This window comes from Oceanicella sp., assembly GCF_056449545.1.
The window spans coordinates 1-21,781 of record NZ_JBWOMN010000076.1 but is presented as its reverse complement, the minus strand read 5'-3'; the positions used below and the strand labels follow the sequence as shown (position 1 = coordinate 21,781).

The following is a 21,781-nucleotide window of genomic DNA, read 5'->3' as shown; positions in this document are numbered from 1 at the left end:
GGCGCTGGGGCTGCTGGGGCTCGGGGCCTGGCGGCTCGACGCCGGCGACGCGCCCCGCGACACGGCGGCGGCGGCCCGCGTCGCGCGCCTGATCGACCGGGACATGGCCTTGCTGGGCGCGGGGCTGGTGGCGGTCGCCGCGCCGGGCGAGGACCCGGCGCCGCTGCACCGGCTGCTGGAGCGGGTCCATGCGCCGGCCATTCTGATCGGCGGCCCGGCGCCTGAGATCGCCCGTCCGCCGGCGCGGTTTGCGCCGCCGCGCGACCCGGTCGCCGGCGTGCAGGCCTGGACCGAGGCGCTTGGCGCCGCCGCAACCGGCATCGAGCCCGAGATCGCCGCGGTCGCCCGGCATTTCAGCCTGCCGGCGCCGGCCCTGCGCGCCGCCGCGCAAAGCGTGGCGCTGGGGCTCGAATCACGACTCTGGCCTCTGGCGCGCGACGAGGCGGGGCGCGCGCTCGACGGGTTGGCCGAGCGCATCCGCCCGACCGCGCGCTGGGCGGATCTGGCGCTGCCCCCGGCGCAACGCCGTCAGCTCGAACAGATCGCGGCGTTTCGCAAGACCCGCGACCAGGTCAACCGCGACTGGGGCTTTGCCGCCAAAAGCCCGCGCGGGCTGGGGCTGGCGGCGCTGTTCTCGGGCGCCTCGGGCACCGGCAAGACCATGGCCGCCGAGATCGTGGCGGCTGAGCTGGGGCCGGGCGCCGGGCCCGAGGCGGGAGGGCTCGACCTGTTCCGCGTCGATCTTTCGGCCATCGTGTCGAAATACATCGGCGAGACCGAAAAGAACATCGCCCGCATCTTCGACGCGGCGCAGGCCGCCGGCGCGGTGCTGATCTTCGACGAGGGCGACGCGCTGTTCGGCAAGCGCACCGCCGAGGTCAAGGACAGCATCGACCGCCATTCCAACAACGAAACCGCCTACCTGCTGCAACGGCTCGAAGCCTATGACGGGGTGGCCATCGTCACCACCAATCTGCGCGAGTCCGTAGACGAGGCGTTCCTGCGCCGGTTCCGGTTCGTGGTCGAATTCCCCTTCCCCGACGCCGCCCATCGCGAGGCGATCTGGCAAAGCGTGCTGCCCGAGTCGGCGCCGGTCGAGAACCTTGACTTCAAGGCCCTGGCGCGGCTGTCGCTGAGCGGCGGGGCGATCCGGTCGATCGCGCTGACCGCCGCCTATCTGGCGGCGGGCGAGGGGGCGGCGATCTCCATGGCGCATATGCGCGCCGCCGCGCGGCAGGAATACGCCAAGCTGGGAAAGACCCTTGGCGAGTCCGATCTGCGGGGGCGGCGGCGATGAGCGGCGCGGATGTCATCGAGATCGACGCGCTGGAATTCGAGGGGCTCGACGAGGCCGCCGCGCGCCGCGCCGCCGCCGCCTTCAAGGCGACGCTGGGGGATCTGCTGGACCGCTACGGGCTGCCGGACGGCGTGCGGAGCCGGGATTTCGGCGATGTGCGGCTCGATGCGCTGCCGGCCTCGGCGGACACGCCCGAAGGCGTCGGCCGGGCGCTGGCGCGGGCCCTGTTCCGGCGGGTGGCGCGATGAGCGCGACGGCGAAGAAGCTGCGGCTCCGGGTGCGCCCCGGGCGGCCCCGGGCCGGGCGGGGCGGCAAGCCGACATTGAGCGTGGTGGCGCGCGGCGTTGATCCGCAGGCGGTCGACGCCGCCCGCCCATCGCAGGACCGCCCATCGCTGGACCGCCTGCGCGAGGCCGCGGCCATGGAGGCCGATCCCCTGCCGCGCCGCGCCGAACTGGAGGCGTTGTTCGACGCCGATCTTTCGGGCGTCGAACTGGCGCGCGGCGCGGCGGCGGTGGCGGCGCTTGACGCCATGGGCGCCGAGGCGGCGGCGGTGGACGGGCGCATCCTGGCCCGCCCCGACGCCGGGCTGGCGGTGCTCGCCCACGAGGTGACCCATCTTCTGCAGGCCGCGCCGGGCGGCGCGCCGGCGGATCGGGTGGCCCCGCAGGACAGCGCCGCGGAGCGCGAGGCGAACGCGGTCGAAACCCGGGTCCAGAACGGCGCGGCAAGCGACGCGGCGGTCGCGCAGCCGGTGCGGGAACTCGCCCCCGGCGAGGCGGCGCTGAAGCGCGGGGACGATCTGCGCGATGACGAGATCGTCGCCGAGCCCGCCCCGGCGGCGGCGTTCGACAAGGCGGCGGACGCCCCCGACGAACCCGGTGACCCCGGCGATCAGGCGCGCGCCGCGCCGGCGCCGCAACAGGCCGATGCCGCCGACGGGCCGGGCGGCGCGCCGCAACCGGACCAGGGCGCCGAACGGGTGGGCGAACGGGGGGGCGAACGGGGCGCCGAACGGGGGGGCGATCTGGGCGCCGACATCCCCGACGCCCCGGTCCCGACCTTCGCGCCGCCGGCCATGCCCGAGATCAAGGTGGACGAGGCGGCGGCCGCCGCGGCGCAGGAGGCGGCGCAGGAAAAGCTCGCCGCCGCCGATGACGCCGACGCGCTGATGGACGCCTACAAGGATGCGCCGCCCTCGGTGAAGGCGCAAAAGCACGACGCGCTGGAAGGCGAGACCGCGAGGTTGTCGGCCGAGGAGCAGCAGAAATTCGACGCCGAGATGCCGAAATTCGACGCCGAGATGTCCGGCGAGGACGATCTGCCCGCGGCCGCCCCGGTGCAGACCCCGGAGGCCAGGGCCGCGGCGCTCGAAACCCCGCCCGAAGGCCAGACCCCAAAAATCGAGATCGACCCGACGCCGACGCCCAAGAAGGCCGACGTCAACCGCACGGTGCTGGATTTCCTGAAGAAATTCTTCAGCTTCGGCGGCGCCGAGGGTGTGGGCCGGACATTCGCAAAAATCGGGACCAGCGACAAGGACGTGGACACCTCCGCCGGCAAGCCGCCGAAGGTGCCGCTGAAGGGCGCCACCGATCCCAAGCAGGTCGCGGACCGGGGCAGGAGCGCGCTGGAGGATTCGACCGCCAAGCGCCGCGAGGCGACCAAGGCGGTGCTCGACGGACCGGGGCCCGAGCAGGTGCGCCTCAAGGCGCTGAAGGAGGAAAACCGCCTCGACCCCCGCGCCGCGCCGGACATCGCCCAGGGCGGCGGCGGCGTCGAGGGCGCGTCGGATTTTCGTGACAAGACCCTCGACCCGGTGGTGGTGGCGCTGTTCGATCAGGAACACGCCGCGCGCATGTCCCAGAGCCTGACCGAGGCGCAGGGCAAGATGCAGACGGCGGTGGGCGACCGCGACCGCGACCGCGACGCCAGCGTGAAGACCGCCGAGGCGGATCGCAAGAAGCTCAACGCCGAGGCCGACAAGGCCCAGCGCGACAAGGTCAAGGCCGGGCGCGACGAGATCCAGACCGCGCGCCAGACGGCAGTCGACGAACAGGACCAGCATGTCAAGGACCTGAAGACCGACACGGAGACCAACCGCAAGGCCGCCGAGAAGAAGATCGACGACGAGGTGAGCGAGACCGAAAGGAAGGCGGGCGAGAAATACGTTCAGGCCGAGAAGGATTCCAAGGCCGAGGTCGAGAAGGGCGAGAAGAAGGCCGAAGCCGAAAAGCAGCGCCAGAAATCCGAGAGCAAGAAGAAAAGCTGGTGGGACCGCGCCACCGACTGGGTGGCCGAGCAGTTCGACAAGCTCACCAAGTTCATCAACGACGTGTTCGACGCGGTGCGATCATTGGTCAAGGGCATCATCGATCTTGCCAAGAAGGCGGTGGTCGGGCTGATCGACCTCGCAGCCACGGCCATCAAGTCGGCGATCAAGGGGTTTGGAAAGCTGCTGAAGGCGGGCGTCAACGCGCTGCTGTCAAAGCATTTTCCGGGCGTCGCCAAGGCGCTGAACAAGGCCATCGACAAGGGGGTGGAGGTGGCCTCCAAGGCCGTGGACGTGGTGGCGGACGGGCTGAAGAAGGGCATCACCGCGCTGCTCGACGCGCTGGGCAAGGCGCTGGACGCGGTGCTCGCCGCCTATCAGGCGATCGCCAACGCGGCGCTGGCGCTGGCCAAGGCGGCGATCACCGGCGACTGGGCGGCGGTGGCGAAGATGATCCTGGAGCCGATCCTGAAGGCGCTCGGCATCAACCCGGCGGATTTCTACGCGATGATCGCCAAGGCGGTGGACGCGCTTGGCGACATCATCGACGACCCGGTCGGGTTTCTCGGCAATCTGGTCAAGGCGGTGGTCGGGGGGTTCCGGAAATTCGGCAAGAACATCCTGGTGCATCTGCAAAAGGGGGTGATCGGCTGGCTCACCGGGGCGATGGCCGGGACCATCACCATGCCGAAGAAATTCGATCTCATGGGGTTGCTTGATCTGGGGCGCCAGATCCTCGGGCTCACCATCGACATGTTCCGCCGCGTGGCGGTGCGCATCCTCGGCGAAAAGGCGGTGGCCCGGATCGAGTTCTTCGTCGACTACGCCAAGGAGCTGATCACCGGCGGCTGGGGCGCGCTGTGGAAGAAGATCATGGCCGATCTGGGCAATCTGCGCGACATGATCTTCGGGCAGATCAAGGAATTCGTGCTCACCCGGATCATCATCGCCGGGGTGACCTGGCTCGCCAGCCTGTTCAACCCGGTGGGGGCGCTGATCAAGCTGGTGATGACCATCTGGAACGTGATGATGTTCCTCAAGGACCAGTTCATGCGCATCATCGAGGTGATGAAAACGATCATCGGCTTCATGTACGACATCGCCAAAGGGGTGATCGAGCCGGCGGCGACGGGGGTCGAGAAGGTGCTGGGCAACCTCGTGCCCATCGTGCTCGACCTGATCGCGCGGCTGCTGGGGCTTGGCAATGTCGCGGGCAAGGTGCGCAAGATCATCGCCAAGGTGCGTCAGAAGATCGAGGATGCCATCGTCAAGCTGATCAGGAAGGTGATCGCGCGCTTCACCGGCAAGGGCAAGGGCGGGGGGAAGGGCGCCGCCAAGGGCAAGGGCGCGAACGAACCGCTGATGAAGCCGCTGACCTTCAGCGGCGGCGGGCAGTCGCACACGCTGCTGCTGAAGGCCCGGGGGATGAAGGCGATCCCGGTCATGCGCTCGATCGAACAGCCGGTGGAAACCTGGCTGCGCAGCCTGGGCACGGCAGCCGGGATCAAGGCGGCGGTGAACGCCGGCAAGAAGCCCGAACACGCCATCGACGATGCGGCGGCGGCAAAACTGCTGCCCAAGGTCCAGCCGCTGGCGAAGAAGGCGCTTGGCGAGGAGTCGACGCTGGAGCGCGAGGGCAGCGAGGAGCAAAAGGAACAGGCGACCGGCAAGGACAACAAGGCCAATGACCGCGAGGTCACCGACGCCGCCGCCAAGCTGAACGCCGATCTGTCGGCGGTGCTGAAGGCGCTGGGTCTGGGCGCCACGCAGGCGCCGGGCGCGATGCTCGACACGATGCTGGCCGCCAACATGCACCCGGCGCTGATCCCCAAGGCCAAGATCGCGATCCGCGGCTGGAAACCCGCGCAGGTCGCCGGCATTCGCGACTGGGCGCAGTTCCGCGTCGCTTTCGCGAAGCTGGGGAACGCCTCCTGGGTCTGGCCGTTCAAGCGCGAAACCGGCGGCGTGCTGCGGGTGGGCGCGCTCGATGCCAAGGTGCTGGCGGATATAAAGACCGCAGGCGAAAAGGCGGCCACCGACAACGGCAAGGCGGAGCTGGTCACGGCCATCACCGGCCTGGAGGCGAAGGAATTCGCGGCCCTGTATTTTTTCAAGGAGCTGCACAAGCGGACATCCGATCACGACGCGATCGTCGGCCTGCTGACCAGCGACAAGACGCTCGCCGGCGTCAAGGCGCATTACGCGGGCGCGGCGAAGGCGGCGGTGCTGCGGTTGACCGCCGACAAGAAGGGGCCGGACGAGGCGTTCAAGAAAGCGCTGGCGGGATCGGCGGGCAAGGCGCTTGATCTGATGCGCGACGCGGCCTTGGGGCGATCCGCCACCTATGTGTCCCTTCAGGACCCGGACAACCCGAAATCCGCCAGAAAGGAGGGAACCTTCCTGCAGGTGATCTCCTCGGACGCGCACAGCTATCGCTACACCAGGAACCGCGCGCATCTGTCGGATCGAATTCGCGCGGTGAAGCCCGGCAATCACGAATGGATTCAGGGCGAGTTGGCGGCCAAGGCGATCGAGGCCTCGGCCAGATCGCTGTCAGGGCTGCCGCCGGCCAGGGCGGCGAAGGCGGCCGCGGGCGTGAAGCTGATGATCGATTTCCAGAACAAGGTGCGCACCCCGACTTCGGATCTGATCTTCAAGCCGACCGTCAGCGCAAAGGGGTTCAGCGTGACCCCCAAGCGCATGGATCATCTGGTCAAGGATCATGTGGAGGCGGTGGAGCGGAGCGCCCCTGTCAGCAAGGCCGACATGACCCGCTGGTACGGCGGCGCCGCGCGCCCGAAGGTCAACGTGCTGCAGGGCCATGCCGGCGGCCTGAAGGCGCGCACGCTGGAGGACGGCGCCAAGCTGGGCTGGACCACCCTGCAAAGCGCCAGCCCGGCCTGGCACAAGGCGTTGCGCAAGCAGGTGGCCAACTACGCCGCCGACGATTCGATCATCGACCTCAAGGAATTCTCCCAGATCCGGGACAACATCCTGGCCTTCGGCCGCGCCACGCTGTGGGAGGGCGCGCAGGACCTGGGGACGGCGCCCAAGGGCGACCATTTCGATCTGTATTTCCTGACCTCGCATTCCAGAAACGCCACCTATGCCGGGCTCAAGGCCGACGCGAAGAAGGTTTACGACAAGGTTCTGGGCGATCTGGAAACCGACATGAAGGGGTTCAAGTGACATGACCGGCTACACCCGATCCCCCCGGCTGATCAAGGGCGCGCTGGTGGCGTTTCGCCCGCCGCTGCCGATCCCCACGGTGATCGCCTTCCAGATCAATCCCGAAAGCATGGCGCGCACCCTCGAAGCGCGCGCCGCCGACGGCGAGGGCGGGCAGGAGACGTTCCGCCTGTCCGGCGCGCCCAAGGAAAGCATCAAGGTGGATTGCGTGTTCGACGCCACCGACGATCTGGAAAAGGGCGACGCGACCGCCACCGCCAGCGGGCTGCATCCACGGCTGGCGGCGCTGGAGACGCTGATCTACCCGCAATCGGCCAACGTGATCGCCAATTCGATCCTGCTGATGCTGGGCACGGTGGAAATCCTGCCCGCCAAGGGCCCCTTCACGGTGTTCATCTGGGGCAAGCAGCGGATTCTGCCGGTGAAGCTCGCCGGCATGTCGATCACCGAGGAGGCCTTCGATCCGCAGCTCAACCCGATCCGCGCCAAGGTCGGGCTCGACCTGAAGGTGCTGAGCTACACCGATCTCGAAATCACCCATCCGGGCTACGCCATGTTCCTGTCGCACCAGATCATCAAGGAAACCATGGCCGCCATCGGTCAGGCCGAGGGTCTGGGCGCGGTGCTCGGCGGCGATGTGAAACTTTTTTAGGGGGGCAGGAGAATGTTCGAGGACACCAGCCGTTACGCCAGATTGCCGATCAAGTCCTGGATCGACGCCGAGGGGCGCGAACACGCCTACGTTGCGCGCCGCATCATCCCCGCGCCTCGCGATCTGGTGGCCGAGACCGGCGTGCAGCCCGGCGACCGGCTCGACCTGATCGCCAACCGCGCCTATGGCGACCCGCGCGCCTTCTGGCGCATCGCCGACGCCAATCCCGACCCGGATCCCGAGACCCTCGCCGACCGGCCGGGCCGCAAGCTGGCGGTCGCGATGGTCAGGCCGGAGTAGGGCGATGTTCGACGGCGTTCTCGGCATCCATCTGACGCTGCTGATCGGGCAGGGGCTGGCGCGCCCGGCCCCCTTGCTGGCCATGCAGGCCCTGGCCTCGGCCGAAATCGCCGTGTCGGACACCGAACGCTCGGGGTTCGAGCTGACCTTCAACGCGCTGAAATCCGAGGCCCTGGCCGGGGTGCATCCGATCACCCTGGAGCCGGGCCTGCAGGCCGGGGCGCGGGTGGTGCTGACGGCCTCCATCGGCATCATGCCCAAGGTGCTGATGGACGGCATCGTCGAGGCCGCCGAGTTCAAGCCCGCCGAGGGCGACGGCCCGGCCAGGCTGGTGGTGCGCGGCAAGGACCTGACCTTCGCCATGGATCGCGAGGAGCGCGAGGTCGCGCATCCCGCGCAGGGCCCCGGCGAGATCGCGCTGCTGGTGCTGGCCCGCTATGCGACGCTGGGGGTGATCCCCATGGTGATCCCGCCGCTGTCGGCGGAACGGCCCAACCCGCTTGACCGGGTGCCCATGCAGCGGGCCACGGATTACGCCTATCTCAAGGACCTCGCCAAGCGGCATGATCAGGTGTTCACCCTGATCCCCGGCCCGGCGCCGCTGGCGTCGATCGCCTATTGGGGGCCGCCGCCGCGCCTCGGCGTGCCGCAAAAGGCCATCACCACCGACATGGGCCCGGCGACCAATGTCGCCAATCTGAAATTCGAGAACGCCGCCGCCGAGGCCGCCAATGTCGAAGGGCAGGTGCAGGACCGCCAGAGCGGCCAGACCATGCCGGTGCGCTCCATTGCGCCGCTGCGCGTGCCGCTGGCGCTCAACAACGCGCTGTTCAACCCGGCGACGGCGATGACCCGGCTGTTCCGCACCCACGGCGCGCCCAGCGCATCCGACGCCATGGGGCAGGCGCAGGCGCAATCCGACGCCACCACCGACACGGTGACCGCGACCGGCGATCTCGACGCCGGGCGCTACGGCGCGGTGCTCGAACCCCGCAAGCTGGTGGGGCTGCGCGGCGCCGGGCTCGGCCATGACGGATTTTATTACGTGAAGGACGTGGTGCACAAGATCGCGCGCGGATCATGGGTGCAGTCCTTCACCCTGAAACGCGAGGGGACCGGGACCACCACCCCGGCGGTGATCCCATGACCGAGCATCCGCAACCCGGCGACAACCGCCGCTTCGGCAAGCATCGCGGCACGGTGGTCAACAACATCGACCCCAACCAGATGGGCCGGTTGCAGGTGCAGGTGCCCGCGGTCTACGGGACCAACGTGCTGAACTGGGCCATGCCCTGCGTGCCCTATGCGGGCCGTCAGGAGGGGTTCTTCATGATCCCGCCCATCGGCGCCAATATCTGGGTGGAATTCGAAGGCGGCGACATCGACTATCCGATCTGGGCCGGCTGTTTCTGGGGCGGCGGCGAATGCCCCGGCGGCCTGCCCACGCAAAAGCTGATCAAGACCCCGGTGGCGGAAATCTCCATCGACGAGCTCAACCCCGCCGCGCCGGTGACCATCAGGACCGTGGCCGGGGACAGCGTCACCATCACCGCGCTCGGCGTCACCGTCGAGGCCGCGGGCGGGGCCAAGGTGGAACTCGCCGGCCCGCAGGTCTCGGTCAATTCCGGCGCGCTGGAGGTGATCTGATGAGCTTCCTGCTGCATCTCGGGGCCACGGTGATCTGCACCCATGGCGGGCAGGCGAACCCGACCTCGGCCAGCGCGCGGGTGCGCCTTGGCGGTCAGCCGGCGGTGAACCTGACGCATGCCTACACCATCGCCGGCTGCCCGTTCGCCACGCCGGAACCCGCGCCCAAGCCTTGCGTTTCGGTGCAATGGACCACGCCGGCGACGCGGGTGCGGATCGAGGGGTCGCCGGCGATCCTTTCCACCTCGTCGGGGATCGCAATCGGCCCCATGGGCACGCAGGGCGCCCCGCAGGCGGTGGTTCAGCAGACCCGCGTGCGCGGGCAATAGAGGGAAACGCGCGATGCATCTCGACTATCCCTTCCGCATCAGCGGCGCCGGGCGCACGGCGACCACGGATGACCGCCGTCGCCATGTGCGCAACCTGATCGAGGCGGTGCTGTTCACCGCCCCCGGCGAACGCGTGAACCGCCCGGATTTCGGCTCCGGCATCCGCGAATTGCTGTTCGACGCCAATTCCGAGGCCATGGCCAACGCCGCCGAATTCATGGTGCAGAGCGCGGTGCAGCGCTACCTGTCCGACCTGGTGTCGGTCGAATCGCTGGAGGTCAGCCGCAACGAGGGCGAGCTGCGCATCGCGCTCACCTACGCGCTGCGCGGCGCCGATGAACGGGTGACCGAGGTGTTCGCCAAGCCCGATTCGGGGGGCGTGTGATCATGGCCCGGGCCCGCAGTTTCCTTGACGAGCGGCGCGAGGCGCTGGCCGCCTCGCCCGCGCCCTTCAACGGCATCGAGGCGCTGGAGGTGGACCCCGCCGACCAGACCCTGCTGCGGGTCAGCTTCGTGAAGCCGCTGCCCGGCGAAGCCGGCGGCGTGCCGGCGGGGCCGGCGCTGACCCGGGCGCAGGTCGCGGTCAGCGGCGGCGACCGGGTGCGCGACGTGCAGGTGCTGAGCGTCGCCAGCGACGGCGCGGTTCTGACGGTGCGGGTGTCGCAGGCGGGGGATTTCTCCACCTACGCGCTGGCGATCGACGCGGATGCGCCGGGGTTCGATCCGATCCTGCGCAGCATAGATTTCAGCTTCAAGGTCAACTGCCCGACGGATTTCGACTGCGCCGCGCCGCCGGCCCCGCCTGAAGATCCGCGCGCCGAGCCGCGGCTCGACTATCTGGCGCGCGACTATGACAGCTACCGGCGGATGATCCTTGATCGCATGGCGGTGCTGGCCCCGGACTGGACTGACCGCAACCCTGCCGATCTCGGGGTGACGCTGGTGGAATTGCTGGCCTGGCTGGGGGATCAGCTGTCCTACCGGCTCGACCTCACGGATACGGAATCGACGCTGGAGACCGCGCGGCTGCGGGTCTCCGCCGCCCGCCACGCGCGGCTGGTGGGCTACGAGATGCATAACGGCGTCTCGGCGCGGGTGCTGGCGCAGGTGCATCTGGCCGACGGGGTTGCGGGGTCGAACCCGCCGCGCGGGTCCATGGCCTTCGCCACCCGCACCAAGGCGCTGACCGGGGCGCGGGTCGCGCCGGCGGGCGCGGCGGCGGCGCTGGCGGCGGGGGCGGTGATTTTCGAACCCTCCCACGACGCGCGGCTGGTCGCGGGCAACGCGCGGCTGCGTTTCCATGACTGGGGCGATTCCGACGCGGTGCTGCGCAAGGGGGCGACCGGGGCCTGGCTGCGCGATCCCGCCGGCGCCGCCGACCTGCGCGCCGGCGATCTGCTGGTGCTGGCGCAGCGCCGCGACCCGGTGACCGGGCGCGAGGCCGACGCCGACCCGGTGCGCCGGCAGGCGGTGCGGCTGATCGCCGATCCGCAATCGCTGGTCGATCCGCTGGAACCGACGGTCGATCCCGGCGACGGGCCGGTTGCGCTCAACATCCTGCTTGTGAACTGGGCCAGCGAGGACGCGCTGCGCTTCGATCTGGCCATCGGGCGGGTGGCGGATGATCCGCCCATGGCCGAGGCGCTGGGCAACATCGTGGTCGCCGATCACGGGTATTCGCTGCCCGAGCCGGAATTTCTGGGGACCGCCGAAAGCCTTGTCGATCCTGACCTGCCGCCGGCGGAGGGCGAACCGGACGAACCCAAGACACTGGCCGCGCTGAACCGCCCGCGGGTCTTCGCGCCGCGTCTGGCGCGCAAGGACCTGACTTTCGCGCCGCCCCCCCATGATCCGCAATCCGCGATCAGCGCCGCGGCGCTGGCGCGGCTGGATCCGGCGCAGGCGACCCCGGCCATCACCTTGCGATCGTCGGAAATCGCGCCGATCACGGATGCCGACGCGGTGACCTGGTCGCCGGCGCGCAGCTTGCTCGGGGCCGCCGAAGCCACGCGCAGTTTCGTGGCCGAGGTCGAATCCGACGGCGCCGCGCGCCTGCGTTTCGGCGACAATGTCCGGGGGCGGCGCCCCGAGGGCGGCGAGCATTTCGACGCCAGCTACCGCGTCGGGACCGGGGTCGCGGGCAATGTCGGGGCCGGGGCGCTGGCCCATGTGCTCACCGACCGGTTCGAGATCGCCGGCGTGTCCAACCCGCTGCCCGCCAGCGGCGGCCAGCGGCGCGAGACCGTGGCCGAGACCCGCCAGCGCGCGCCGGTGGCGTTTCGCGAATTGAAGCGCGCGGTGACGCTGGCGGATTACCAGACCCTGCTGGCGGCGCGCCCGGACGTGCAGCGCGCGCAGGCGCGCAAGCGCTGGATCGGGTCCTGGCCGGCGATCTTCCTGACCGTGGATCGGATCGGCGGCGGGGCCGTCGACGACGCGTTCCGCGAGGAGCTGCTGGACTATCTCGAACCGTTCCGGCTGATGGGGCATGATCTTGCCGTCGACGATCCGATCTATGTGCCGCTGGAGATCGACCTGACGCTGTGCGTGGCGGCGGATCATTTCGCCGAGACCGTGGCCGAGGCGGCGGCGGACGCCTTCGCGCCGGGGCTGACCGAGGCCGGTCGGCGGGGGTTCTTTCATCCCGACAACATCAGTTTCGGGGCCGACATCTACCTGTCGCGCATCGCCGAGGCGGCGTTGGCGGTCGAGGGGGTCGCGGATGTCGTGGTGTCGCGGTTCCGCCGCGCCGGCCGGGCCGAAAGCGGCATCGACGACGGGGTGCTGCGCTTCGGACGGCGCGAGATCCCGATCCTCGCCAACGATCCCAACCGGCCGAGCGAGGGCGCGCTCAACATCGTGACGGAGGGCGGCAGATGAGCTTTTTCAATGCTGAGAAACCGACGCCGGCGGCGGTGTCCAACCGCCCGGGGCTGAGCGCGCTCAGCCGCCGGATCGGCGTCCACAGCCAGTTCCGCGAGGCGATGATCCGCGGGCTGTCGAGCGCCAACCGCCCCGGCCTGTCGGAGCTGCGATCCCGCGAGGAGGGGGATTTCACGCTGGCGCTGCTCGACGCCTGGGCCGGGGTCTGCGACACGCTGGCCTTCTATGTGGAACGCTCGGCCAACGAGAGCTGCCTGCGCACCGCCACCGAGCGGGGATCGCTGCGCAACCTGGCCCGCCTGATCGGCTATGAGCTGGCCCCGGCGAAGGCGGCCTCGGTTTTCTTCGCCTTCGAGGCGGAGCCGGGGGACGCGCCCGAGGCGGTGCTGGAGTATCCGGCCCCGATCGGGGTGCGTTCGATCCCGCGCGACGGCGAGGCGCCGCAGTATTTCGAGACCGTCGAAACCCTGACCGCGCGGGCCGACTGGAACGCCATGCGACCGCGTCTCACGCGTGAGCAGATTCTGCATGGTTCAAGCACCGAGATCGTCCTGACCCCCGAGTCCGCGAGGGTGAAAATCGGCGATCCGGTGCTGTTCCTGCGGGGCGGCGATCCGGTTCCGATCGCGCCCGAGGGAGAGACCGCGTCGCTGGTGCGCCGGGTGTCCTTCACCCGCGAGGGCGAGGGGCGGCGGGTGCATGCGGCGCTGGTGTCCGACCCGCCCCAGCCGGCGGCGTATTTCGTCCAGGCCTATCCGCTGTTCGCCTATTGGAGCAGCGGCGAGGCGGTGACCTCGACCTCGCTGGCCGCCAATGTCGCCGGGCAGAGCTGGTCGCTGGCGGGGCTGAGCGCCACCACGGCGCTGACCGGGGTCAGCCTGACGGCGCTGACGGCGGCGATCATCGCCTTGCCGGCCTTCACGCCCGACCCGGTGCTGCCCCACGCGATGCGGGTGAAGGCCGCCTGTTTCGGGCATAACGCGGTGGTCAAGCTGACCACGCCGGTGGTGGACGGCACGGGTGTCACCGGCACGGCCTACACGCTGCCGGTGCAGCCGGGCACTGTCGCCCAGACCGCCGGCCATGCGGGCGAAGCGGCGCCGGCGAACGCCGTGCATCTGTTTCTGGACCGCGAATACGACGAGATCGTCGAGGACAGCGTGGTGGTGCTGCGCCAGGGCGGCGCCGAGGCCTGGGTCAAGGTCGACGGGGTCGAGAGCGTCAGCGTCGAGGCCTACGGGCTGAGCGCCAAGGTGACGCGGCTGACCCTGCCCGAACAGGGGCTGAGCGGCAGCGGCGGGACCGTCGATCTGTCGTCTTTCCGCACCCGCGGCGCGACGGTGCTGGCGGCGCCCGAAGCGCTGAGCCTGGCGGATCTGGTGATCGACGCGGCGGTGGGCGCGGCGTCGGGCGACATCGGCGCCGACGAGGTGGAGCTGGACGCGCCCTATCTGTCGCTGCTGCCGGGCAAGAAGGTGGCGCTGACCGGCGAGCGGGCGGATCTGGCCGGGGTGTTCGAGACCGAGGTCAAGGAGATCGCCGACAACCGGCTGGTGGACGGGCGTTCGGTGCTGACCTTCGCCGCGGAGCTGGCGCGCCGCTATGTGCGCGACACGGTGGTGATGAACGCCAATGTGGCCGAGGCCACCCATGGCGAGACCATGGCCGAGGTTCTGGGCGACGGCGACGCCTCGGCGTCGTTCCAGGCTTTCGCGCTGAAGAACGCGCCGCTGACCTTCGTCGCGGCGCGCAGCGAAAGCGGCATGGCGGCGGCGCTGGAGATCCGGGTCGACGGGGTGCGCTGGGACGAGGCGCCGGATTTTCGCGGCTTGGGGCGCGAGGATCGGGTCTATGTGCTGCGCATGGGCGAGGACGGCGCGGCGCGGGTGATCTTCGGCGACGGGATCACCGGGGCGCGGCTGCCCACCGGGCAGGGCAATGTGGAGGCGGTCTATCGCAAGGGCGCCGGCGAGGAGGGCATGCTGGAGGCGCGGCAATTGTCGCTGATCGCCGCCAGGCCCGCCGGGCTGAAGGGCGTGGTCAACCCGCAGGCCCCGGCGGGCGGCGCCCCGGCCGAGGCGCTGGAAGACGCCCGCGTCAACGCGCCGCTGAAGGTGCTGACCCTGGGCCGGGTGGTGTCGCTGCGCGATTACGAGGATTTCGCGCGCGGCTTCGCCTCGATCGCCAAGGCGCGCGCGGATTGGAGCTTTGACGGGTTCTCGCGGCCGATCCAGATCACCGTGGCGGGGACAGGCGGGGCCTTGCTGCCCGAGACCGGCGAGGACATGAAGAACCTGCTGGCGGCGCTGCGGGCGGCGGGCGAGGCTGATGTCAAGGTCAGCCTGCGCAATCACCGCCCGGCGCATTTCCGGATTGCGGCGCGGCTTTACATCGACGCGGCGTATCTGCCCGACGACGTGTTCGCGGCCGGCGAGGCGGCGCTGCGCGCGCGCTTCGGGTTTGACGCCCGGGCGCTGGGGCAGGGGGTGAGCCGGGCCGAGGTGATGGCCGCCCTGCAGGGGGTCGCGGGGGTGCTGGGGGTGGATCTGGACCTGCTGCATCGCTCGGACCAGCCGGAATCGCGCGAAAAGCGCCTGATCGCGGCGGCGGCGCGCCCGGGGCTGCGCGGCGCGCCGGAGCCGGCGGAGCTGCTGACCCTGGCCCCTGAACCGGCCGTGCTGGAGGTGGCGTGATGGCCTATGAAACCCAGCGCATCTTCGATCTTCTGCCGGCGATCCTGCGGCTGCGCGACGTGGAGGCGGGGCAGCGGGTCAAGGGCCGCGTCGCCCCCGGCGATCCGCGCGACGCCGAGGATTTCGGGCCGCTCAAGACCCTGGTGTCGCTGATCGCGCGCGAAGCGCAGATCACCGAGGCGGAGATCGACCGGTTATACGATGATTTCTTCATCGAGACCGCCGCGCCCTGGATGATCCCGTATCTGGGCGACCTGATCGGCGTCCGCGGGCTGGGCGAGATCCCCGACGGGCTGGACATGCGCGCGCAGGTGGCCAACGCCATCCCGCTGCGTCAGCGCAAGGGCGCCCTGGCCGCGCTGGAGCAGGCCGCCGCCGACGCCTCGAACTGGCCCGCCGCGGCGGTGGAATACTGGCGCCGTCTGGTCTGTTCGCAATCGCTGCGGCTGGTGCATGACGATTGGGGCGGGGCTGTCGATCTGCGCGACAAGGGGGCGCTGGCGCGCATCGGCTCGGTGTTCGAGCGCGACGCGCGCAGCGCCGAGATGCGGCGCATCGCCATTGGCGCGGGCAGGTGGAACCTGCCCAATATCGGGGTGCATGTCTGGCGGCTGAAACCCTATGCGATCACCCGGCACCGGGTGGCGCGGGTGCGGCCCGCGCGGCGCGACTACCGGTTTCACCCGCTGGGCTGCGACGCGCCGCTTTACGCGCCGCGCGCCGCGCGCCCCGGATTCGGCGCGGCTTTGGGCGAATCGCAGGTCCCGGCCCCGATCTCGCGCGCGCTGATGGCCGAGGATCCGGGGGCCTGGTACGGGCCGGGGCGGGCCGTTGAAATCCGCGCGCGCGACGGGGCGATTCCGCTGGCGCAGATCAAGGTGGCGCATCTGGGCGACCGGGCCGGGGGCGGGGTCGAACCGATCTGGAACCGGCTGCCCCAGGATGATTTCACGCTGCTGGATCCGGAACTGGGGCGTTTCGTGCTGGGGCGCAATCGCGCCGGGCCGGTGTCGGTCAGCTGCTGGTTCGGGCGGGTCGAGGATATCGGCGGCGGCGAGCATTCGCGCGACGCGGCGATCGGCTCGATCGAAGCGCCCGACGCGACGGTTGCGCCCGGGGGCGATCTTGGCGCCGCCATCGCCGCGGCCGGGGGCGGCGGGGTGATCGTGCTGAGCGCCACCGGCCCCTATGCGCTGAGCGGCGATCACCCGGTGGCGGCGGGCGAGACCCTGCGGCTGGTGGCCGATGACGGGGCGTTTCCGACGCTCGACATCGCCGGCGGGCTGCGCTTCGCGCTGGGCGAGGGCGCGTCGCTGGAACTGAGCGGGCTGCGGCTGCATGGCGGGCAATTGCGCATGACCGGTCCGGCGGCGGCGTTGACGCTGCGCGACTGCACGCTGGTGCCGGGGCAGAGCCTCGACCGCCTTGGCGATCCGGTCAATCCGGGGGTGGTGGCGCTGCGGGCGCTGTGCCCGGGGGCGTCCCTGCTGGCGGAACGCTGCGTGACGGGGCCGGTGCGGGTGGCGACGGACATGGATGCGCGGTTCGTGGATTGCGCCATCGACGCGGGCGGCGCGGCGGCCATGGCCTATCGCCCGGTTCCCGGGGCGCTGCGCGACGTGCTGCGGCTGGATCGCTGCACGGTGATCGGGCGGCTGCGCTGCGGCGCCTTCGGCGATGGCGGCGACGGGGGCGGGCCGCTGGCGGTGGAGACCGACGCCGAGGCCAGCGCCGTCACCGGCGACACGATCTTTCTGGGCGGCGGCGCGGTCCCGGTGCAGGCGACGCGCCGCCAGATCGGCTGCCTGCGGTTCTGCTTCGTGCCGCCGGGGTCCCAGACCCCGCGCCGCTATCGCTGCGTCGCCGCGCCGCCGCCGCTGTTCGCCAGCCAGCGCTACGTGGACGCGGATTATCTGCTGCTGCGCCCGCAGACCCGCGACGCGATCATGCGCGGCGCCGAGAACGGCGGCGAGATGGGGGTGTGGAACCGCGCCGCCCATCAGGCCCGCGACGACAATCTGCGCCGGATCATCGGCGAATTCCTGCGCTACGGACGCGAGGCGGGGGTGTTTCATGAAACCTGAGGCCATGTCGGCCGGCGCGGTCGCGCGGGACAGCAAACGTCAAGAACGGAGGATGCGATGAAAGGTGATTTCAGCCGCTGGACGCTCCCCAACGCCGCGGCGCGGGGCTATGCGGGCGTTCTCATGCAACAGGGGAGGCTGCACACCGACGCCGACTGGAACGAGCAGGCGACGCTGACCGCGCTGCGCGCGGAAACGGCGCTTGGCGACGTGATCGGACGCAGCGGCGCGCCAAAGGAAGGCGGCGGGTTCGCCATCAGCCCGGCGCCGGGCGGGTTTTCGATCTCGGCCGGGCGGTTCTACATCGACGGCGCGCTGATCGAGAACCGCGCCGCCGTGACCTATGCCGATCAGGACGCGCCGGTGACGCCCGAACCGCTGACCGATATCCTGAACAACGGTCAGGAGGCGCTGATCTATCTGGAGGCCTGGCGCGAACATGTGAGCGCGCTTGACGACGAGCGATTGCTGGAACCGGCCCTGGGCGGCCCCGACACCGCGACGCGGGTGCGGATCCGCTGGCGGGTGGGGGCGATGGTCAACCCCTTCGTCGGCGCGGCGCGCGCGCAGGCCATCGCCGATGCGCGCAAGGGCGTGGCGCTGGACTTGGCCGACTGGGCGACCGGGACCGGGGCGATGCGCGCGCAGACCGCGCCGGCCGCGGAACTGGACGACGACGCCGATTGCCTTATCCCGCCCGAGGCCGGGTATCTGAGCCAGGAGAACCAGCTTTACCGCATCGAGATCATCCGCGGCGGCCCGCGCGGGCAGGCGCGGTTCGTGTGGTCGCGCGAAAACGGATCGGTGGTGGCGGCGCTGGCGCAGGACGCCGATGGCGCCTTCGTGCTTCAGGGCGACCGCGAGGACGAGGCGCTGGGCTTCGTGTCCGGCGGCTGGGTCGAGGTCTATGACGCCGCCGACCGCTTCAACGGCCGGGCGGGTCGGCTGACCCGCATGACCCTGAATGACGGCGTCGCCACATTCGCGCCGGCGATCCCGGCCTTCGCGGCGATGATCGAACCCAAGGTGCGGCGCTGGGATCATCCGGCCGGTTCGCCCGCCTCGGGGCTGCAGCTGCGCACCACGCCGACGCTGCTGGAGCACGGCATCCAGGTGAGCTTCGTCAATGGCCGCTATCGCGTGGGCGATTACTGGGTGATCCCGGCGCGCGCCGCCACCGGCGCCATCGACTGGCCGCCCTATCCCGCCGCGGACGACGCGCCGATCCCGGCTTTCGGCTGGGGGCGGCGGGTCGCGCCGCTGGCGTTGGCGCGCCGCTCGGGGACCGGGATCGGCAATGTGGTGGATCTGCGGGCGCTGTTCCCGCGGCTGACCTGCATCGAGGCCAGCGACGTCTATTTCGACGATGACGCCTGTTCGCTGGGCGCCGACACCGTGCAGCAGGCGATCGATTCGCTGTGTCGCCGGGGCCGCGGCAAATGCACCGTCTTCGCCGGCAACGCGCAGGAACTGGTCGCCGGGATCAACGCGCTGGCGCCGGGTTCGGATGCGCATGTCTGCCTTGGCGGCGGCATGTTCCAGTTGCAGCAGACCCTGCGCATCGCCGGGCTGCGGCATGTGAGCGTTTCGGGCGCCGGGCCGCAGAGCCTGCTGACCGTGGGCGGCGACGAGGCGGCGCTGGAGATCGTCGGCTGCGCCTCGGTCTCGCTGAGCGATTTCGCGGTCAATGGCGGGCGGATCGGATCGAGCGGGCGCAATTCCGGGCGGCTCGGGGCGGTCACCATCCGTGACTGCGGCGAGGTGTCGGTGGATCGGGTCAACGCCGCCTGCCGGGCGGGGCCGTATCGGCGCGCGTCATGCATCGCGGTCTACGGGCTGAACCGGTCCGGCCCGGTGCGGGTGCGCGATTGCCGGCTGCGGGTCGGGCAGGGGCAGGTGGGGGTGCAGATCATCGCCGCCAGCCGCGCGGTGGTCGAGAACAACCGCATCTTCGCCGCCCCGGTCCCCGCGCAGGTGGTGCTGGACCGCCTGCGCGCCGACGGCGCGCTGGTGGCGCTGATCGCACGCGGCATGGTCGGGGTGAACGCCACGCCGCTGCGCGCCGGGGAGGATGCGTTGGCGGCGCCGGCGGGCGGGGGCGCCCCGGCTGCCGGCGGCGGCGGCCGGGGCGCCATCGCCGGCGGTGATTTGAGCGTCCGCGAGGCGGCGCGGGCGCGGGCGCTGGAGACCGGGATGCGGCCCCTGCGGGCGCCCGGCGGCGCTGATTCGGGCGCTGATTCGGGCGCTGATTCGGGCGGGATCACGGCGCGGATGGCGGCGCAGCCGGCGCTGGCCGGCGGCGAATTGATGGCGCTCGCCGTGCCGGTGGACGTGCGCCTGACCGGCGGCGCCGGGGCGCGGTTCGTCACCCATCCGCTGGCTGCGGGCGCCGTCGCGGACTATTTCGACCGCGCGGCCGATCTGCAGATTCGCGCCGTGCCGGAGATGCAGGCGCATCTGCTCAACGCCGCGCGCATGGCCATTCGCAACGACGGCGAGGTCACCGTCGGCGGGCAGGTGTTCAACGGTTTTCGCGCCTTCACCCGGCGCATCGCCGAGACGCCGTACTTCTACGAGGGCGTGGTGATCGCCGGGCCCGATGTCGAGGAGGCGCAGGTGGTCGGCAACCGCATCGAGGGCGCCCAGCACGGGGTGCGCATCGCCGCCTCGGCCGCCAGCGACCCCAACCCGCCGAACTGGCGCAGCCGGGCCCCGCGCAACCTGGTGGAGCGCGCGGTGGTGGAGCGCAACCGCATCGCGCTGAGCCCGCCGGCGCCCTCGCTGCCCGCGCATGGGGTGTATCTGGGGCATGTGCGCAGCCTCGATGTCACCGCCAACGAGGTGCGCGGCCCGGCAAGCGGCAGCCGCGACGCGCTGTGGCACGGGGTGCGGACCTATGGCTGGCGCGGGCATATGCTGGGGATCATGCGCAACGCGCTCAGCGATCTGTCGATCGGGGTGTCGGTGATGCCGGCGCTGGACGACCGGTTTCCCGAACCGGGCGGGCGATGGATCGTCGGCGGCAACGGCATGCGCGACGTGGCGCAGCGGCTGGAACTGGCGCCCGGGGTCGATCAATGGCCCTGAATGCATTGACCGCAGGGCGGCGTGTCGGGTATGGTGACCGGGAACTTTCGCGCTCGGTCGAATGATCGTTGGTGGTATCTACGGCTCGTCGCTATGTCTTCGGGTTCAGGGTTCGACTCCCGGTGTGAATGAGGGTGAGGCGCGGGGTAAACCGCGTCTCTTTCCATTTCAGCCCTCCCGCCGATTCAAGACCCGCCGAGTCCGGGCCCGCCAATTCAAACCCGCCGATTCAGGGCCCGGTTCCGCATCAACCTCCATCGAGACGGGAGCGCCCGGGTTCAGATGAAATTTCCCCGATGACCGAACCCGCCCGCGACGACGCGGATTTCGCCTTCTATGACGCCATCGCGCCGTTCGACGATTTCGCCGAGGTCGGCGACCCGGCACGGTATCACCCGGCCCCCGATGACTGGGTGACCATGACCGCCGACGTGGTGCATTCGACGCAGGCGGTGGCCGAGGGGCGCTACAAGCAGGTCAACATGGCCGGCGCGGCGGTGATCGCGGCGGCGACCAACGCGCTGGGGCGGCGCTCGTTCCCCTTCGCCTTCGGCGGCGACGGCGCAACGCTGGCGGCCCCGCCCGGGCGGAGCGCGGCGCTGACGGCCGCGCTGGCGGCGGTGCGGGTCTGGGCCCGCGAGGAACTGGCGCTGGATCTGCGGGTGGCGGCGTTCGAGGTCGCCGCGATCCGCGCCGCGGGGCATGAACTGAGCATCGCCCGCCACCGGCCCTCGCCGCATGTGAGCTTTGCCATGTTCGCGGGCGGCGGCGCGCGCTGGGCCACGGATGAAATGAAGGCCGGGCGCGGATTGCTGGCCGAGGCGGATGCGGGGGCGCGCGCCGATCTGGCCGGGCTGTCCTGCCGCTGGGCGCCGATGAAGGCGCGCCACGGGCTGATCCTGTCGCTGATCGTCGATCAGGGGCGCGGCGCGGCGGATGATGCGGCCTTCGCGGCGCTGACCCGCGAGGTGCTGGCGATCCTGGCGCGCGAGGATCGCAGCGAAAACCCGGCGGCGGGCAAGGGGCTGCGCGCCACGCTGTCGCGCGCCGCGTTGCGGCTGGAGGCCGGCGCGGCGAGGGGCGCGGGCGGCGCCGCGGCGGCGCTGAAGCCGATCCGGCGCGAGGCGCTGATCGGCTGGCTGCTGTTTCAGACCGGGTTCAGCGCCGGGGGGCTGGACCCGGCGCGCTATCGCCGGGTGCTGGCGCAGAATTCGGATTTCCGCAAATTCGACGACGGGCTGCGCCTGACCGCCGATTGTTCGCGCCAGGCCGCTGATCGAATCGAAGCGCTGCTGGAGGCCGCCGAGGCGCGCGGGCTTTGCGTGTTCGGCATGCACCGGCAGGACCA

Annotated in this window: 14 protein-coding genes; all 14 read left to right on the top strand. The window is 70.9% G+C overall.

All coding sequences use genetic code 11. The features are described from left to right. Positions 1-1,297, top strand: a 1,297-nt coding sequence (locus AC1HC7_RS11180; protein WP_479499027.1) for an ATP-binding protein, incomplete at its 5' end; no start/stop codon positions are given. Next, on the top strand, positions 1,294-1,545 hold the full coding sequence (locus AC1HC7_RS11175; RefSeq protein ID WP_479495212.1) for a hypothetical protein: 252 nt from the start codon (positions 1,294-1,296) through the stop codon (positions 1,543-1,545). The genes AC1HC7_RS11180 and AC1HC7_RS11175, both read left to right, overlap by 4 nt. Then, entirely contained in the window at positions 1,542-6,758 is a 5,217-nt protein-coding gene (locus AC1HC7_RS11170; RefSeq protein WP_479499026.1) for an eCIS core domain-containing protein, read from the top strand. Before AC1HC7_RS11175 ends, AC1HC7_RS11170 begins: the two co-directional genes overlap by 4 nt. Position 6,759: 1 nt before the next feature. Further along, complete coding sequence (locus AC1HC7_RS11165) at positions 6,760-7,410, top strand: CIS tube protein (protein ID WP_479495210.1); 651 nt, start codon at positions 6,760-6,762, stop codon at positions 7,408-7,410. A gap of 12 nt (positions 7,411-7,422) precedes the next feature. After that, positions 7,423-7,710 (top strand): hypothetical protein, encoded by a 288-nt coding sequence (locus AC1HC7_RS11160; RefSeq protein ID WP_479495209.1) that lies wholly within the window; start codon positions 7,423-7,425, stop codon positions 7,708-7,710. Between the two features lie 4 nt (positions 7,711-7,714). Continuing rightward, positions 7,715-8,857 carry a hypothetical protein gene (locus tag AC1HC7_RS11155; protein WP_479495208.1) on the top strand — a complete coding sequence of 381 codons (1,143 nt, stop codon included), beginning with the start codon at positions 7,715-7,717 and terminating at the stop codon, positions 8,855-8,857. After that, positions 8,854-9,357: a phage baseplate assembly protein V gene (locus tag AC1HC7_RS11150; RefSeq protein WP_479495207.1), complete on the top strand. Its 504-nt coding sequence runs from the start codon at positions 8,854-8,856 to the stop codon at positions 9,355-9,357. The genes AC1HC7_RS11155 and AC1HC7_RS11150 overlap by 4 nt, the downstream gene beginning before the upstream one ends. Continuing rightward, positions 9,357-9,686, top strand: coding sequence for a hypothetical protein (locus tag AC1HC7_RS11145; RefSeq protein WP_479495206.1), 330 nt, complete (start codon positions 9,357-9,359; stop codon positions 9,684-9,686). The genes AC1HC7_RS11150 and AC1HC7_RS11145 overlap by 1 nt, the downstream gene beginning before the upstream one ends. A gap of 13 nt (positions 9,687-9,699) precedes the next feature. Beyond that, complete coding sequence (locus tag AC1HC7_RS11140) at positions 9,700-10,071, top strand: GPW/gp25 family protein (RefSeq protein WP_479495205.1); 372 nt, start codon at positions 9,700-9,702, stop codon at positions 10,069-10,071. Between the two features lie 2 nt (positions 10,072-10,073). Then, complete coding sequence (locus tag AC1HC7_RS11135) at positions 10,074-12,566, top strand: putative baseplate assembly protein (RefSeq protein ID WP_479495204.1); 2,493 nt, start codon at positions 10,074-10,076, stop codon at positions 12,564-12,566. Then, entirely contained in the window at positions 12,563-15,262 is a 2,700-nt protein-coding gene (locus AC1HC7_RS11130; protein WP_479495203.1) for a putative baseplate assembly protein, read from the top strand. Before AC1HC7_RS11135 ends, AC1HC7_RS11130 begins: the two co-directional genes overlap by 4 nt. Then, positions 15,262-17,346, top strand: coding sequence for a hypothetical protein (locus AC1HC7_RS11125; RefSeq protein ID WP_479495202.1), 2,085 nt, complete (start codon positions 15,262-15,264; stop codon positions 17,344-17,346). The genes AC1HC7_RS11130 and AC1HC7_RS11125 overlap by 1 nt, the downstream gene beginning before the upstream one ends. Before the next feature lie 57 nt (positions 17,347-17,403). Continuing rightward, the gene (locus AC1HC7_RS11120; protein ID WP_479499025.1) at positions 17,404-20,433 is read left to right on the top strand and encodes a DUF6519 domain-containing protein; all 3,030 of its coding nucleotides are present in this window, start codon (positions 17,404-17,406) and stop codon (positions 20,431-20,433) included. Between the two features lie 296 nt (positions 20,434-20,729). Next, a partial coding sequence (locus AC1HC7_RS11115) for a DUF3095 family protein (protein WP_479499024.1) occupies positions 20,730-21,781 on the top strand: 1,052 nt, incomplete at its 3' end.

Excerpts from the sequence above, each read along its gene's own strand:
- AC1HC7_RS11175 (WP_479495212.1), top strand. The coding sequence starts at position 1,294 with ATGAGCGGCGCGGATGTCATCGAGATCGACGCGCTGGAATTCGAGGGG.
- AC1HC7_RS11170 (WP_479499026.1), top strand. The coding sequence starts at position 1,542 with ATGAGCGCGACGGCGAAGAAGCTGCGGCTCCGGGTGCGCCCCGGGCGG.
- AC1HC7_RS11165 (WP_479495210.1), top strand. The coding sequence starts at position 6,760 with ATGACCGGCTACACCCGATCCCCCCGGCTGATCAAGGGCGCGCTGGTG.
- AC1HC7_RS11160 (WP_479495209.1), top strand. The coding sequence starts at position 7,423 with ATGTTCGAGGACACCAGCCGTTACGCCAGATTGCCGATCAAGTCCTGG.
- AC1HC7_RS11155 (WP_479495208.1), top strand. The coding sequence starts at position 7,715 with ATGTTCGACGGCGTTCTCGGCATCCATCTGACGCTGCTGATCGGGCAG.
- AC1HC7_RS11150 (WP_479495207.1), top strand. The coding sequence starts at position 8,854 with ATGACCGAGCATCCGCAACCCGGCGACAACCGCCGCTTCGGCAAGCAT.
- AC1HC7_RS11145 (WP_479495206.1), top strand. The coding sequence starts at position 9,357 with ATGAGCTTCCTGCTGCATCTCGGGGCCACGGTGATCTGCACCCATGGC.
- AC1HC7_RS11140 (WP_479495205.1), top strand. The coding sequence starts at position 9,700 with ATGCATCTCGACTATCCCTTCCGCATCAGCGGCGCCGGGCGCACGGCG.
- AC1HC7_RS11135 (WP_479495204.1), top strand. The coding sequence starts at position 10,074 with ATGGCCCGGGCCCGCAGTTTCCTTGACGAGCGGCGCGAGGCGCTGGCC.
- AC1HC7_RS11130 (WP_479495203.1), top strand. The coding sequence starts at position 12,563 with ATGAGCTTTTTCAATGCTGAGAAACCGACGCCGGCGGCGGTGTCCAAC.
- AC1HC7_RS11125 (WP_479495202.1), top strand. The coding sequence starts at position 15,262 with ATGGCCTATGAAACCCAGCGCATCTTCGATCTTCTGCCGGCGATCCTG.
- AC1HC7_RS11120 (WP_479499025.1), top strand. The coding sequence starts at position 17,404 with ATGAAAGGTGATTTCAGCCGCTGGACGCTCCCCAACGCCGCGGCGCGG.